The sequence below is a fragment of the Amycolatopsis sp. NPDC006125 genome (assembly GCF_040614195.1).
GTDB lineage: Bacteria > Actinomycetota > Actinomycetes > Mycobacteriales > Pseudonocardiaceae > Amycolatopsis_E > Amycolatopsis_E tucumanensis.
The window spans coordinates 117,658-132,417 of the sequence record NZ_JBEXTZ010000006.1 but is presented as its reverse complement, the minus strand read 5'-3'; the positions used below and the strand labels follow the sequence as shown (position 1 = coordinate 132,417).

The window sequence follows — 14,760 nt, the reverse complement described above, 5'->3', positions numbered from 1 at the left end:
CACCCGGTCGTCCTCACGGCCGCCGGGTGCCCCGGGCCCTTCCGCCACCGCGGCTCGCTGCCGCACGCCCACAGACCCCCGGAGTAAACGGCCAGCCCTCGCCGCCCGGCCACCCTCACCACCACCGGACGCCCCGGCACCCCCCACCGCCGGAGGTCGCTGTCGCGCCCGGAGGTCAGCCCGGGTAGAACGGCGACGCATTGCCGCCGAAGCTGTGCGGGTGCGGGCGCCACACTTCGCCGACGTCGGAGGCCGTCCACAGGCCGCCGTCGTCCGCGACGACGATCGACCGGCCGGGTGCGGCGGTGATGGCGTGGACCGGCAGCGTCAGGTTCGAGATGTTGAACGGGTCCAGCCGGAGCCCGTCGATCGGGATCTTGACCACCGGCTGCGACGGCATGGTCGTGGCGGCGACCAGCGCGTCCTGGCTGAGCCAGTCGACGTCCACGACCCCGCCCAGGGTGCCGCCCTGCAGGATCCGCGGCGCCCGCAGCGTCACCGAGTCCTGGGTGCGCACCACCGACGCCACGAGCAACTGCCCGCCCGCGACCACCGCGGCCCGCGCGCCGTCGCGGGACAACCGCAGCACACTGATCGGACCGACCTGGAGGATCTCATCGGCGTTCACCACCTGCGGCACCCAGCTGCCGTCCGGCGTCCGCAATGCTCGGACCACCGTCTGCCCGTCCACGACGGTCCACACCTCACCGGAACCGTCCGCGGTGGCCGTGGGCCGCCAGGTCGGCCGGGTCATCGTCGCGCCCGCGAGGTCGACGGCGGCCGCGTCCTTGCCGAACTGACCGACCCGCAGCCGCTGCCGCCCGTCGGCGTACTCGACGATCGCCAGCTGACGCCCGTCGATCGACTGGGCCGCGCTCGCCACCTGGTAGCCGCTGCCCTGGCCGGCCGGGCCGGAGATCAGCGAACCGTCACCGAGCGAGCGCACCCGCCCGTTCACGGTCACCAGCCCGGGCTGGTCCGCGCTCGGCGAAGCCAGCGCCGTGTAGGACGGCAGATCGCTCGGCACCCAGTCCTCGTGCCCGTCCACCAGCGGGGCGCCGTCGGACAACAGCCGCACCCGGTTCGTGGTCACCGACTGCAGCGACAGCACGATCTGCGCCGCGATCAGCCGCCGCACGTCCGCGGTCTGGTCGGCCACGCCGGTCAGCGGGACGACGAGCGCACCGTCCGGCGCGGTCGTCACGTTGCCCTCGGTGTTCGCATCCTCGGGAAGGAGGTTCCGCACCGCGCCGACCAGGCTCGTCGACGGCCCGGCCAGCAGCAGCCCGACCACGCGCCCGGCGAGGCCGGTCTGCGGTTTGCCCGCCACGTACCGCAGGTCGGGCACCACGGTGTTGGAGTCCTGCGCGAAGAAGAACGCCTGCACCCGCACGTAGTTCGCGGTGAAGTCGCTGTAGGGCATCACGAGGTTCGGCGGCGGGTTCGTGATCCGCCACTGCCCGTCGGACTGGCGCCGCACCAGCAGCTTCAGCTCGACCGGCGTGCGCAGCGAGATGAACGCGCCGTCCTCACGCAGCGTGCCGAGGCCGGTGCCGCGCAGCACTACGTTGACCTCGTTCGGGTTCGCCGTCGTGTCCGCGCCGGTGGCCGGGACGGTCGCGAACACGTCGTCGATGATCGTGATGACCTTGCCGGGCGCCCACGCCTTGGCCGCGCCCTCGTCGAGGTACATGCGCGCGGCGGCGTTGTTGCTGATCGGCTGGGCGCTCGCGCGGACGAAGTCGCGGACGACGGTCAGCGCGTCCAGGTCCTTCGCCGGCTGCGGCACGTCCGGGTTGACCGGCTGCCCCAGCTCCTGCTGCGGCACGGCGACGGGCTGCGATTCCTCGGGCACGTTCGCGCACCCCGCGGCGAGCACGAGGCAGGCGAACAAGGCGAACAGCCGCGACAGGACCCTCACACGCCCTCCCGTACGGACAGCCGCGCCCAGCCCGCCAGCGGGATCTGCGATTCGGGCAGGACCGCGCTCAACGAGCGACCGGCACCGAGAACAGCTCCACCGAAGGAGGGACACACCCCGGGAACGGATGCGCTCAGGGAGCGCCCCTCCCCAGACAGAACTGCGCTCGAGGAGCGGCGCGCCCCGGAAACAGCGGCACTCAAGGAACGGCCCGACCAGGGAGAAGCTGCCCCCATAGACCGACGCGCCTCAACACCAGCTGCACTCCAGGAGGGAACCGCCGCAGGAAGAACTGCGCCTAGGGATCGAAACGCTCCGGGCAGGGCCGTGGCCAAGGACCGACCCGTGCCGGGCAGGGCCGCGCCCAAAGAGCGGCCGCCGCGCGCCTGGCCGGCACGCAGCCGAACAGCAGCACTCACGGAGCCAACGCCACGCGCCTGGCCGGCACGCAACCGAACCGCAGCGCTCACGGAGCCAACGCCACGCCCCTGGCCGGAACGCAACCGAACCGCAGCACTCACGGAGCCACCGCCACGCGGCCGACCGGCACACAGCCGAACCGCAGCACTCACGGAGCCACCGCCACGCGGCCGGCCGGAACGCAGCGGACCAGCAGCACTCGCGGGGCCAACGCCGTGCACCACCTGGCATCGCGGGCTGGGGCGCTTGAGCGGCGTCGCGTGCGGCTCACTCATGCGTCCTCCTTGCGCATCTCGCCGATCGTGATCGTGTACTCGGTCGGCAGGCCGATCTGCAGGTGCCCGTTGGTCGCCGGGGCGTCGTCCGGGACCAGGGGTAGCGGGCTCTCCTCGAAGGGCTCGTCCTGCTTGCGTGGCAGCGTCAGCCGGAAGCACGCGCCCTGCCCAGGCGCGCCCCACGCCTCCAGCTGGCCGCCGTGCAGGCGGGCGTCCTCGTGGCTGATCGCCAGCCCCAGGCCGGTGCCGCCGGTGCGGCGGTTGCGGGACGGGTCCGCGCGCCAGAACCGGTTGAACACCAGGTCGGCCTCCCCGGGCCGCAGGCCGACGCCGTGGTCCCGCACCGTGATCGCGACCGCGTGCTCGTTCGCCGCCAGCGTGAGCCGCACCGGGTTGCCCTCGCTGTGGTCGACGGCGTTGGCCAGCAGGTTGCGCAGGATCCGCTCGACGCGGCGGGCGTCGATCTCGGCGAGCGTCTCCTCCTCGGGCAGCTCCAGCTCGATCTCGGTCTCCGCGTTGCCCGCGATCACCCGCACCTGCTCCACCGCGCGCCGCGCGATCGAAGACACGTCGATGAACTCCGCGGCCAGCTCCTCGACACCGGCGTCCAGCCTGCTGATCTCCAGCAGGTCGCCGAGCAGCGCCTCGAACCGGTCCAGCTCGTCGACCAGCAACTCGGTGGAGCGGGCCAGCCCGGCCGGGAACTGCTCGCGCGAGGCGTGCAGGACGTCCGCCGCCATCCGCACCGTCGTCAACGGGGTCCGCAGCTCGTGCGACACGTCCGAGGTGAACCGGCGCTGCAGCGTGCCGAACTCCTCCAGCTGCCGGATCTGGTGCTGGATGCTCGCGGCCATCTCGTTGTAGGACACGGCGAGCTTCGACAGGTCGTCCTCGCCCGTGACCGGCAGGCGTTCGTCCAGCTCACCGCCCGCGAACCGGGCGGCGGCCGCCGCGGCCTGCCGGACCGGGCGCACGACCTGCCGGGTGACCAGGTTCGCGATGCCAGCCAGCAGCACGAGCAACACGAGACCACCGACCAGCAGCGTGTTCTGCACGGTCTGGACCGTGTTCTGCTCCGCGGTCATCGGGAACAGCAGGTACAGCTGGATCGGGCGGCCGGTGCTGGTGACCGGCGCGCCGACGATCAGGTGCGTGGTTCGGGTGCCGTCCGCGTCGGTGTCGGTGTTGATCTGCCAGGCGACCTGGTTGTTCTCGACGAACCGCTGCAGGCCGTCCGGCACCTTCGTGATCGGGCCGGCCGAGTCGGTCGAGTCCTCCCCGCCCGCGGTCAGCACCGGCTCGAACGCGCCCGCCGCCGACGCCGCCGTGCCCTGGTCCTCCGACGAGCTGCTGGTGATCTTCTTCAACGCGTTCTGCAGCCGGTCGGCCAGCGCGTCCTGGTCGCTGATGCCGACCAGCTCGTTCTCCGCCGTGCGCACGACCTGCAGGGTCTGCGCGACGGCGGCCTGCCGCTTGGTGTCGGTGAGGCGCTGCGTGATCTGGTTCTGCAGCACCATGCCCAGCACGAGACCGACCGCCGACGACAGGGCGAGCGTTGACACGGTCACCTTGAACTGCAGCGACCGCCGCCACAACACGCCGAACGCGACCGCGCGGCCACGGGCGTAGGCGCCCGCGCGGGGGGCCAGTCGCAGCACCGCGCGGACGAAGGCCAGGACTCTTCGCTTCATGTGTCTGTTACGGCGGGCCCGCCTTGTACCCGACGCCGCGCACGGTCAGGACGACCTCGGGGTGCTCGGGGTCCTTCTCGACCTTCGAGCGCAGCCGCTGCACGTGCACGTTGACCAGGCGGGTGTCGGCCGCGTGCCGGTAGCCCCAGACCTGCTCGAGCAGGACCTCGCGGGTGAACACCTGGCGGGGCTTGCGGGCCAGCGCGACCAGCAGGTCGAACTCCAGCGGGGTGAGCGGGATGGCCTTGCCCTCCCGGGTCACCTCGTGACCGGGCACGTCGATGGTCAGGTCACCGATCGTGAGCGTCTCGGCCGGCTCGGCCTCGGTGCGCCGCAGGCGGGCGCGCACACGCGCGACCAGCTCCTTCGGCTTGAACGGCTTGACCACGTAGTCGTCGGCGCCGGACTCCAGGCCCAGCACGATGTCGACCGTGTCGCTCTTCGCGGTGAGCATGACGATCGGCACGCCCGACTCGGCCCGGATCGCCTTGCAGACGTCGATGCCGTTCATGCCGGGGAGCATCAGGTCGAGCAGCACGAGATCGGGCTTCAGCTCCCGCAGGGCGGGCAGCGCCCGGGAGCCGTCCGCCACCACCGCGGTGTCGAACCCCTCGCCGCGCAGCACGATGGTGAGCATCTCCGCGAGAGCGGGGTCGTCGTCGACGACCAACACACGTGCCTTCATGACCACATATTCGCACTACGGAGACCGTTCGTGACGTCCGACCCTGCGAACACGTCACGAACTGAGCACACCGGTTAGCCCGGATGGACCAGCCGGGTGACGAGGGCGGCGTGGTCGACCCCCGCCGCGCCGTCGACGACGTGCCATCCGGACAACCAGGACGCGGCGGCGAGCTCGTCGTAGACGGCCGCGCAGCGGGACTGGAGGTCGTCGTCGGACTCGAACGCGTCCTTGGCCCGGCCGGCATCGGTCGAGGCCCGCTGCTCGGCCCGCTCGGCGGCGACGGCGGGCGGGACGCGCAGCAGGATCTGCGCGTCCGGCAGCGGCAGGCCGAAGCGGTCGATCTCGATCTCGCGGACCCAGCGGACGAACTCGCCGTCGGCGTGCTGCCGCAGGCGGGCCGCACCGTAGGCGGCGTTGGAGGCGACGTACCGGTCGAGCAGCACGACGTCGTGGGTGTCGAGACCGGCGCGGATCTCGGGAGCGGCCTCGCGGCGGTCGAGGGCGTAGAGCAGGCCCATGCCGTAGACGGAGTCGGTGAGGTCGCCGTGACGGCGGTGCAGGCCCTCGTGGATGAGGTCGGCGTGCACGCTGCGGCCGTAGCGGGGGAAGGCGAGCGTGGTGACCGTGCGGCCCTGGTCGTGCAGCGCCTTGGTGAGGCCGTCGGTCAGGGTGCGCTTGCCCGCACCGTCGAGCCCCTCGATGACCACCAGCTTGCCCACGGGCCCAGGCTATCCGGCGGCAGTCAGCGCACTTCGAGGCCGTGCGCCTTGGCGGCGTCGGCCTGCCGCTGGTCGCGGGTGACCATCACGACCGGTTCCCCATCGGTCAGGCCAGCCGTGTCGTGCAGCGCGACGGCCAGGTGGATCGCGTCGAGCGTGCGGAGCGAGTGGTGGTCGGACACCAGCCGGTACGCCGCCGGCATGATCACCTGGGGCACGAGCGGCACGAGGCTCAACGCGCCGTCACAACCGGCTTCGGCGTCGAAGCGCGCGAGCGCGAGCTTGGCGTCGCGGATCCGGCCGTTGTTCCACGCGGTCGCCATCGCACTGGTGAACTCGACCCTGGTCAGCTCGCTCGTGAGCACCAGGTCTTCGTTGTCGAGGAGCAACTCGATCATCTGCTCGTGCTCCGGCTCGTCGGGGAGGAACGCCCGGACCACCGCGCTCGTGTCGGCGTAGAGGACCGTCACCACTCGCCCCGCGTCCAGTCGAGAGCCTCGCTGACGGAGGTCCCGCTACCCCTGAGAGCCTCGTCCAGTTGCGCGCGGGTGGGCACCGGGCCGTCGGGCGCGAACGCGACGAGCTTGCCGTCGGCGAGCAGGCGCTGCTTGCGTTCCCGGCGGGACTCCGGCCGGTCGACCGCGGCCTTCAGGATTTCGGTCACGAACTCGTTGACGCTGCGCCCCTCGGCCTCGGCTTTCGCCTTCACCCTGGCGTGCAAGTCGTCGTCAAGACGCGTGATCATCTGCCGCATACTGAGATGCTATCACAGGCGGCGACCCATGATAGCACCCCAGAGCGGCAGGGTGCGGTCAGTAGCGGTAGTGCTCCGACTTGAACGGGCCCTCGACGTCGACGTCGATGTACTCGGCCTGCTCCTTCGTCAGCTTGGTCAGCTCGCCACCGAGGGCCTGGAGGTGGATGCGCGCCACCTTCTCGTCCAGCTTCTTCGGCAGGCGGTACACCTCCTTGTCGTACTCCTCGTGCTTGGTGAACAGCTCGATCTGCGCGATGACCTGGTTGGAGAAGGAGTTCGACATCACGAAGCTGGGGTGCCCGGTCGCGTTGCCCAGGTTCAGCAGCCGGCCCTCGGACAGCACCAGCACGCTGTGGCCGTCCGGGAAGACCCACTCGTCGACCTGCGGCTTGATGTTGATGCGGCGGATACCGGGGTAGCGGGCGAGCCCGGCCATGTCGATCTCGTTGTCGAAGTGGCCGATGTTGCCCACGATCGTCTGGTGCTTCATCCGGGCCATGTGCTCGGCCATCACCACGTCCTTGTTGCCGGTCGTGGTGATCACGATGTCGGCCTCGGGCAGCGCCGACTCCAGCGTCTTGACCTGGTAGCCGTCCATCGCCGCCTGCAGCGCGCAGATCGGGTCGATCTCGGTGACGATCACCCGCGCGCCCTGGCCGGACAGCGACTCCGCCGCGCCCTTGCCGACGTCGCCGTAACCGCAGACCACCGCGACCTTGCCGCCGATCAGCACGTCGGTGCCGCGGTTGATGCCGTCGATCAGCGAGTGCCGGATGCCGTAGCGGTTGTCGAACTTCGACTTGGTCACCGAGTCGTTGACGTTGATCGCCGGGAACAGCAGCTCACCCGCCGCCGCCAGCTGGTACAGCCGCAGCACACCGGTGGTGGTCTCCTCGGTCACCCCGCGCACGCCCTGGCCGATCCGGGTCCACTTCTGGCCGTCCGCGGCGAGCGAGGCCCGCAGCAGCTCCAGCACGACCTTCCACTCGTCGGAGTCGTTGTCGTCGGGCTGCGGCACCACCCCGGCCGCCTCGTACTGGGTGCCCTTGTGCACGAGCAGCGTCGCGTCGCCGCCGTCGTCGAGGATCATGTTCGGACCCTCGCCGTCCCAGGTCAGCATCCGCTCGGTGCACCACCAGTACTCCTCCAGCGACTCGCCCTTCCAGGCGAACACCGGCACACCCTGCGGCGCCTCCGGAGTGCCGTGCGGGCCCACCACGACCGCGGCCGCCGCGTGGTCCTGCGTGGAGAAGATGTTGCAGGACGCCCAGCGCACTTCGGCGCCGAGCGAGACCAGCGTCTCGATCAGCACCGCCGTCTGCACCGTCATGTGCAGCGAACCCGACACCCGCGCACCGCGCAGGGGGTTCACCTCCGCGTACTCACGGCGCAGCGCCATCAGCCCCGGCATCTCGTGCTCGGCCAGCCGGATCTCCTTGCGGCCGAACTCGGCCAGCTCCAGATCCGCGACGGCGAATTCCACCCCGTTGCGGGTGTCGTGCCACTTCGCAACGCTTTCGGGGGTCATAGCGGCATTTCCTCCAACGATCGACTCCACCTGAACAGTACCGTTGTCCGTTCATCGCGGAACACCCGGAAAAGGAGACAGCCGACGTGCCGCTTCCTGGTCCCGACACCCGAGTGGTCGAACTACGCGTGCCGGGCCTGTCCGGCACCAGCGGCGAAGAGCTGCTGGACGCGGCCGGCACGGTGGAAGTCGCCGGGGACGGTATGGGCCGGGTGATCCGCCCGTCGGACCGGCTGCGACGCCCCGCGCCCGGCCCGGTGCTGCAGGCGCTCGGCCGCTCGGTCCCCCGCACGCTCGAGGGTTACCTGTGGAGCGGCATGACCTCCGGGGGCGCCACGAAAGCGGCGTGGGCGCTGCTGTTCCCCTTCTCGCTGGCCAACGTGGCGCACTGGATGCTGCCGCCGGTGCCGGACGGCAGCCGCGCGGCGGCCGTGCTCGGCGGGCTGTGCCGGGGCGTGCTGCGGATCGCCGCGCTGCTGCTGACGATGCTGCTCGTCGCGCAGGTCGCGGTCATCACGCTGGACCTGTTCGCCGCGCAGTGCCTTGCGCCCGGCCGCCGCTGCCTGACCTGGCTGCCGGACTGGCTGCGCGACGTCGAGCAGGTCCGCCTGACGGCGGGGCTGCTGCCGGCCGCGCTGGTGGTGCTCGTGCTGTACCGGGTGTCCGGCACGAACTGGACCGTCCGGGCGCACACCCCGCCGCCGCCCGGCGACACGCTGCCCGGTGACGTGCTGCGCGGCGACACCGATTCGCCCGTGCTGCGCTCCGTGCACACCCTCGCGGCGCTGAGCACCGTCGCGCTGCTCGCCGTCGGCGGGCCGCTGCACGTGCCCGGCGACGTCTTCGGGCGGCTGCTGTGGGCCGCGTCGCTGGTCCTCACCGGGGTCGCGCTCGTCACGTCGGCCTCCGGAGTGCGGGACCTGCCGCGGTGGGCGCGCGGCGGGCTGCTGTGGGTGGCGGTGGCGCTGCTCGTCGCGGTCGGGGTGCGCGGCGCCGTCCCCACCGGATCGGACGCGACCGTGGAAGGCGTCGGCGCGGCGCTGCTCGGCGCGTGGCTGGTGTTCGCGTTGCTGCTGGTCCCGGCGGCGCTGCTGGCGCGGCGGACGTGGCGCGAGCTGCCGAAGCGGCTGCGGCCGTGGGCAGGCGGCTGGGCGGCCGCGCCGGCGCTGGCGCTCGCGGCGCTGCTCGGCGGCGGGTTCGGCGCGGGGCTGGCGACGGGGCTGCGGCGGCTGGCCGGAGCCGGTGACCTGCGGCTGCCGGACAGCTACCGGCTGGTGACCGCCCTGTGGGGCGGCGGTCTGGTGCTGGCGATCGTGCTGGGCGTGCTCGGGTTCGCGGTGGCCGTGCCGCTGCGGCGGCGGTCGCGCGGGATTCCCGGAATCGTGCGGATGCTGCAGTCTCCGGCGGACGAGCAGTCCGCGGCTGCCGCGTGGGCCCGGTCGGCCTGGGAACGGCGGCACCTGCACCACCTCGCGCTCGGCGTGATCGCAGGGCTGTCGCTCGGCGCGGCCGCGTTGCTGGTCGCCTGGTACGGCTTCGGCACGTTCCCCGGCTGGCTCGACCCGCTGTCCGCGGCCGGGGTGTTCGGCTTGGGCGTGCTGGCCGTCGGGCTGCTGCGGGTGGTCTACACCGCGGCCACGAAGCCGGGGCGCAACCGGCACCTGGGCGCGCTGGCGGACCTCGTGTGCTTCTGGCCGCGGGCGGCGCACCCGGCGATCCCGCCGTGCTACGCGCTGAAGGTGGTGCCGGACCTCGCCGCCCGCGCGAAGGAGCACCTGGCCGAGCCGAACACACGCGTGGTGCTGGGCGGGGAGAAGCTGGGCAGCGTGCTGGCGGTGATCGCGGCCGCGCGGCTCGTGCACAGCGTGTCCCCGGCGGACCGGGAACGGGTCGGCCTGCTCAGCGCCGGGTCACCGCTGCAGTGGGGGTACCAGCGGGCGTTCCCGGCGGTGCTGCCGCACGCCGCGCTCGCCACGCTGTACGGATCGCTGGACGGGCGGTGGCGCGGGCTGGCGCGCGGCACGGACATCTTCGGCGGCGGCGTGACCACCTGGCGGCACCAGGTCGACGGCGACAAGCTCACCGGCGAGGGCTACCTGCCGGACGGCGGCTGGGGTGCCCTGCCGCCGGCCGCCGCGGGCGCGACCGGCGCGCTCGTCCTCGGCGGGGACCACTGGCTGCCCGACCCCGTCCACCCGCCCTCCGGCGCGCGCCGCTGGGCGGCCGGGGTGCTCGGCCACGCGGACTACCTGGTGGACCCGGAGTGGGACCAGGCGGTGGCCATCGCCGCCGGCCTGGAGACACCGGGCAAACCGGCTCGCGGAGAGGCCGAGCAGGTCCCCCTGTTCCCCGACCTCCCCCGGTTCCACCTGAACATGGCTCGCTGAGCAAACGAAAAGGCCCCCTCGGCGAGGGGGCCTTTTCCTTGCTGACTCAGGGTTTCGTCGGATCGGCGCCTTCCACCGGCATCGGCGACTCGGTCGCGCCGCGCTTGCCGAGCAGGGAGTGGCGGCGGCTGTAGGCGAAGTAGATGACCACGCCCAGCGCCATCCAGGCCAGGAACCGCAGCCAGGTCAGCACCGTCAGGTTCAGCATCAGCCACAGGCACGCCAGGATCGCGAGGATCGGCACCACCGGCACCCACGGCACCCGGAACGCGCGCGGCAGGTCCGGCCGCGTGCGGCGCAGCACCAGCACGCCGGCCGACACCAGCACGAACGCGAACAGCGTGCCGACGTTGACCATCTCCTCCAGCTTGTCCGCCGGGAAGAACGTGGCCGCCACCGCGACCAGCAGGCCGACCAGCATGGTCGCGCGTGCCGGGGTGCCCCGCTCGCTCGTGCGGGCCAGCGAGCGCGGCAGCAGGCCGTCGCGCGACATCGCGTACAGCACCCGGACCTGGCCGAGCATCAGCACCATCACCACGGTGGTCAGGCCGGCCAGCGCGCCGATCGAGATGACGTTCGCCGCCCAGTTGACGCCGTTCGCGGCGAACGCGGTCGCCAGCGTCTTGTGGCTGCCGTCGCCCGCGTCGGTGGCCAGGTCGGTGTAGGGCACCATGCCGACGACCACCAGCGACACGGCCACGTACAGCACGGTGACGATCGCCAGCGAGCCGAAGATGCCGCGCGGCACCGAGCGCTGCGGGTTCTTCGTCTCCTCCGCGGTGGTGGCCACGATGTCGAACCCGATGAACGCGAAGAACACCAGCGAGGCTCCGGCCAGCAGACCGAACAGGCCGAACGAGCTGCTCGCGCCGCCCGCGATGACCGAGAACAGCGACTGGTCGACGCCCGACTCACCGCTGGCCGCAGGGGCGCCCGGCGGGATGTAGGGCGAGTAGTTGGCGCCCTTGACGTAGAACAGGCCGAGCACGATCACGAACAGCACGATGCCGACCTTGATCGCGGTGATCACCATGGACACCCGGGAGGACAGCTTGGTGCCGATCGTCAGCACCAGGGCCAGCGCGAGCACCAGGATCAGCGCACCCCAGTCGACGGTGACGCCGCCGATGTCGAACGTCGTCTTCGCGCCGTCGCCGAAGATGTAGCCGAGCACCGTCTCCAGGTACACCGACCAGCCCTTGGACACCGCGGCGGCACCGACGGCGAGCTCGAGCACCAGGTCCCAGCCGATGATCCAGGCCATGAACTCGCCGAACGTCGCGTACGAGAACGTGTACGCGCTCCCGGCGACCGGCACCGTCGAGGCGAACTCGGCATAGCACAGCGCGGCGAGACCGCACGCGATCGCGGCGAACACGAACGCCAGCGACACCGACGGTCCGGCGTAGTCGCCCGCCGTGCGCGCGGTCAGCGTGAAGATACCGGCGCCGATCACGACCGCGACCCCGAACACCGTCAGGTCCCACGCGGACAGGTTGCGCCGCAACCTGGTGTCCGGCTCGTCGGTGTCCTTAATGGACTGCTCGATCGACTTCGTGCGCCACAGCCCGTTACCTGGCAAGGGTGTCTCCTCCCGGTGTCCTGGGTCTCAGGTCCGGTTGGTCACCCTAACGCGAACGGGTGAGGCGAGCGAATCGGAGGTCAGACGAGCTGGCGGTCCAGGTCCGGCTCCAGGTAGATCAGCCGCGCGGACGGCACCCGCTCGCGCACCCTGGCCTCGGCCCCGTCGATCTCGCCCGCCACCTCGGACAGCTCCAGGCGCGGGGCGAGCGCGAGCTTCGCGGCGACCAGCAGCTCGTCCGGGCCGAGGTACTGGGTGCGGATGTGGATGACGCGGTCGACGCGGCCGCCGGTCAGGGCCTCGCAGATGCTGTCCAGTTCGCGGTCGGTGGCGCCCTCGCCGATCAGCAGGCTCTTCATCTCGACGATGAGGATGATCGCGATGATGCCGAGCAGGACACCGATCATCACGGTGCCGATGCCGTCCCACACCGGCTCGCCGGTCACCTCGGACAGCCCGACGCCGATCAACGCGAAGATCAGGCCGAGCAGCGCGCCGGTGTCCTCCAGCAGCACGACCGGCAGCTCCGGCGTGCGCGACTGGCGGATGAACTGCCACCAGGTCGCGTCGCCCTTGATCTTGCGCGACTCCTTGATCGCGGTCATGAACGAGTAGGTCTCCAGGCCGATCGCGACGACCAGGATGCCGACCGCGACCAGCGGGCTGGTCAGCGGCTCCGGGTGCTCGATCTTGTGGATGCCCTCGTAGAGCGCGAACACCGAGCCGAGCGTGAACAGCATCAACGCGACCACGAACGACCAGAAGTACCGCTCCCGGCCGAAGCCGAACGGGTGCTCCCGGGTGGCCCGCCGCCGCGCCTGGCGTTGGCCGAGCAGGAGAAGACCCTGGTTGGAGGTGTCGGCGACCGAGTGCACCGACTCGGCGAGCATGGACGACGACCCCGTGATCAGGAACCCGACGAACTTCGCCGCGGCGATCCCGGCGTTGGCGATCAATGCCGCGACGATCGCCTTCGTTCCGCCACTTGCCGACACGCTGACCCCCTGCTGAAGTCTTTCCGTTTTGTCGCAGTGAGCCTAGAGCTTCCCGCCTCAGCGCAGCAGTGGGAGTCCGCCGACCAGTTTGTCGATCTTGTTCCGCGGCCCCACCAGGCTCACGGCGTAGTACTCGAAGGCCTCCTCGTCGGTACCCGCCATGGCCTCGGTGTACTCCACGTAGGACCGGCTGGCCTGCGCGTGCTTGGACATGTCGGCCACGAAGACGCCCTCCCGGTTGGCGGCCTTCGTGCGGATCTGCAGCAGCTTCGCCGCGTCGGCGGCCAGGATCGAGCAGCCGGTCCACGGCAGCCCGGCGTGCGGGCGGGCGGAGGCGTCCTCGACCTGCGGGCCGACCAGGTCGGGCAGGACCTTGCCGACCGCGGCGCCGAGGCACGCGGTGGCGTTCGCGACGAGACCCGGCCCGAGCGACGGGTCGGCGACGATCACCCACTTGACCTTCGCGGTGCGGGTGGTGGCGTCGAGCTGAACTTCAACCTGAGGATCTGTGGTCACGAGCGCACAAGCTAGGCAAAGATGTGCGAGTCAGCCAGCAAGTCCGAACTTAATTCGACGGGAGGCCCGTTTTGGCCCGCTTGGACGAACTTGATCAGGCGTTGCTGCGGGAACTGCAGCGCGACGGACGGCGGACCAACCGGGAACTGGCCGCCGCGACCGGAGTCTCGCCGTCCACGTCGCTGGAGCGCGTCCGTGCGCTGCGCGAGCGCGGGGTGATCCGCGGCTACAACGTCGACCTCGACCTGGCCAAGATCGGCCGCCCGGTGCAGGCGCTCATCGCCGTCCGGGTGCGCCCGCCGTCCCGGCCGGTCATCGATGCCTTCCGGGAATGGGTGACCCTGCTGCCCGAGACGCTGGGCGTGTTCGTGGTCTCCGGCGGCGAGGACTTCCTCGTGCACGTGGCGGTGCCGGACAACGACGCCCTGTACGCGTTCGTCATCGACCGCCTCACGCAGCGCAAGGAAGTGGCCGACGTGCGGACGAGCGTGGTCTACGAGCACATCCGCAGCCGCGTGATCGATCCGGCCTAGACGAGTAATGCGGAAGTCTGGGTGGTGTCTGGAGACGGACGAAGGGTGTTCAAGATCCGTTCGTGACGACAGACCTGAACACGACCGCTTGGCGGGCCGGCGTCGGCTGGGCCGGCCACCGAAGCGGACCGACGCCGAGTTGGTCACCCTGGCCGTGGCTCAGGCGTTGCTGGGGTTCACCTCCGAGGCGCGCTGGTTGCGGTTCCTGCCCGTCCGGATGCCCGGCGTTCCGGTACTTGCCCGGCCAGTCCGGCTACAACCGTCGCCTGTGTGCCGCGTTGCCACTGGTCAAGGAGGTGATGCGCTGGTTGGCGGCGGACACCGACCTGTGGGCCGACGCCACCTGGATCGTCGACTCGACCCCGGTGGAGTGTGGCCGGTCCCTGCCCACTGTGAAGCGCTCGGACCTGGCCGGCTGGGCCAAGTACGGCTTCTGCCGCTCGCACTCCCGCTGGTTCTGGGGCCTGCGCCTGCACCTGCTCGCCGAGGACCCCGGACTGCTGATCATGGCCGACAAAGGCTACGTCTCCCGCGAACTCGACCACTACCTCACCGAGCGCGGCGTCCGGCTGATCCGGCCGTCCTACCGCAACCGCAAGCCCCATCCCGGGTGAGCCGCTGCTCAAGTCCATCCGCCAGCTCATCGAATCGGTCAACGACACCCTCAAGGCCCACTGAACCTAGAACAGCACGGGGGACGCACCATCGAAGGCGTCGGCATCCGCATCGCCCAACGCCTCCTAGCCCT

Annotated in this window: 13 protein-coding genes; 3 read left to right on the top strand and 10 right to left on the bottom strand. The window is 71.3% G+C overall.

All coding sequences use genetic code 11. The annotated features are described in order from the left end of the window. Window positions 1–175: 175 nt before the first annotated feature. The 7 genes from ABZ193_RS05455 to ahcY form a co-directional block, all read right to left on the bottom strand. Entirely contained in the window at window positions 176–1,921 is a 1,746-nt protein-coding gene (locus ABZ193_RS05455) for an LpqB family beta-propeller domain-containing protein (RefSeq protein ID WP_020423368.1), read from the bottom strand. 691 nt (window positions 1,922–2,612) lie between these two features. Further along, window positions 2,613–4,307: an MtrAB system histidine kinase MtrB gene (gene mtrB, locus ABZ193_RS05450; RefSeq protein ID WP_235716327.1), complete on the bottom strand. Its 1,695-nt coding sequence runs from the start codon at window positions 4,305–4,307 to the stop codon at window positions 2,613–2,615. Window positions 4,308–4,314: 7 nt separating this feature from the next. Beyond that, window positions 4,315–4,992, bottom strand: coding sequence for an MtrAB system response regulator MtrA (mtrA, locus tag ABZ193_RS05445; RefSeq protein ID WP_017984723.1), 678 nt, complete (start codon window positions 4,990–4,992; stop codon window positions 4,315–4,317). Between the two features lie 74 nt (window positions 4,993–5,066). Continuing rightward, entirely contained in the window at window positions 5,067–5,714 is a 648-nt protein-coding gene (locus ABZ193_RS05440) for a dTMP kinase (RefSeq protein WP_020423370.1), read from the bottom strand. Window positions 5,715–5,737: 23 nt separating this feature from the next. Then, complete coding sequence (locus ABZ193_RS05435) at window positions 5,738–6,184, bottom strand: type II toxin-antitoxin system VapC family toxin (protein WP_354709017.1); 447 nt, start codon at window positions 6,182–6,184, stop codon at window positions 5,738–5,740. Continuing rightward, a complete protein-coding gene (locus ABZ193_RS05430; protein WP_228685083.1) occupies window positions 6,181–6,459 on the bottom strand; it encodes a toxin-antitoxin system HicB family antitoxin in 279 nt (92 codons plus the stop codon). Before ABZ193_RS05430 ends, ABZ193_RS05435 begins: the two co-directional genes overlap by 4 nt. A gap of 67 nt (window positions 6,460–6,526) precedes the next feature. After that, window positions 6,527–7,999 carry an adenosylhomocysteinase gene (ahcY, locus tag ABZ193_RS05425; protein WP_017984727.1) on the bottom strand — a complete coding sequence of 491 codons (1,473 nt, stop codon included), beginning with the start codon at window positions 7,997–7,999 and terminating at the stop codon, window positions 6,527–6,529. 86 nt (window positions 8,000–8,085) lie between these two features. On the opposite strand from ahcY, the gene ABZ193_RS05420 reads away from it, so the two are divergent. Then, window positions 8,086–10,386: a hypothetical protein gene (locus ABZ193_RS05420; RefSeq protein ID WP_354709016.1), complete on the top strand. Its 2,301-nt coding sequence runs from the start codon at window positions 8,086–8,088 to the stop codon at window positions 10,384–10,386. Window positions 10,387–10,432: 46 nt separating this feature from the next. Here the strand turns inward: ABZ193_RS05420 and ABZ193_RS05415 are convergent, their stop codons facing one another. The 3 genes from ABZ193_RS05415 to ABZ193_RS05405 all read right to left on the bottom strand — a co-directional run bounded on the left by ABZ193_RS05415 (window position 10,433) and on the right by ABZ193_RS05405 (window position 13,479). Then, window positions 10,433–11,968: an amino acid permease gene (locus ABZ193_RS05415; RefSeq protein ID WP_020422273.1), complete on the bottom strand. Its 1,536-nt coding sequence runs from the start codon at window positions 11,966–11,968 to the stop codon at window positions 10,433–10,435. Between the two features lie 80 nt (window positions 11,969–12,048). Continuing rightward, complete coding sequence (locus tag ABZ193_RS05410; RefSeq protein WP_354709015.1) at window positions 12,049–12,963, bottom strand: cation diffusion facilitator family transporter; 915 nt, start codon at window positions 12,961–12,963, stop codon at window positions 12,049–12,051. Between the two features lie 57 nt (window positions 12,964–13,020). Further along, a complete protein-coding gene (locus ABZ193_RS05405) occupies window positions 13,021–13,479 on the bottom strand; it encodes a DUF2000 domain-containing protein (RefSeq protein WP_020422275.1) in 459 nt (152 codons plus the stop codon). Between the two features lie 80 nt (window positions 13,480–13,559). Here ABZ193_RS05405 and ABZ193_RS05400 point away from each other — a divergent pair, with 80 nt between their 5' ends. Together ABZ193_RS05400 and ABZ193_RS05395 are read left to right on the top strand one after the other, a co-directional pair. Beyond that, window positions 13,560–14,012, top strand: coding sequence for an Lrp/AsnC family transcriptional regulator (locus ABZ193_RS05400; protein WP_027936492.1), 453 nt, complete (start codon window positions 13,560–13,562; stop codon window positions 14,010–14,012). 299 nt (window positions 14,013–14,311) lie between these two features. Beyond that, the gene (locus ABZ193_RS05395; protein ID WP_354709013.1) at window positions 14,312–14,626 is read left to right on the top strand and encodes a hypothetical protein; all 315 of its coding nucleotides are present in this window, start codon (window positions 14,312–14,314) and stop codon (window positions 14,624–14,626) included. Window positions 14,627–14,760: the final 134 nt, after the last annotated feature.

Coding starts and splice junctions, on each gene's coding strand:
- ahcY (WP_017984727.1), bottom strand. CDS start 7,999: ATGACCCCCGAAAGCGTTGCGAAGTGGCACGACACCCGCAACGGGGTG.
- ABZ193_RS05430 (WP_228685083.1), bottom strand. CDS start 6,459: ATGATCACGCGTCTTGACGACGACTTGCACGCCAGGGTGAAGGCGAAA.
- ABZ193_RS05395 (WP_354709013.1), top strand. CDS start 14,312: ATGCGCTGGTTGGCGGCGGACACCGACCTGTGGGCCGACGCCACCTGG.
- mtrB (WP_235716327.1), bottom strand. CDS start 4,307: ATGAAGCGAAGAGTCCTGGCCTTCGTCCGCGCGGTGCTGCGACTGGCC.
- mtrA (WP_017984723.1), bottom strand. CDS start 4,992: ATGAAGGCACGTGTGTTGGTCGTCGACGACGACCCCGCTCTCGCGGAG.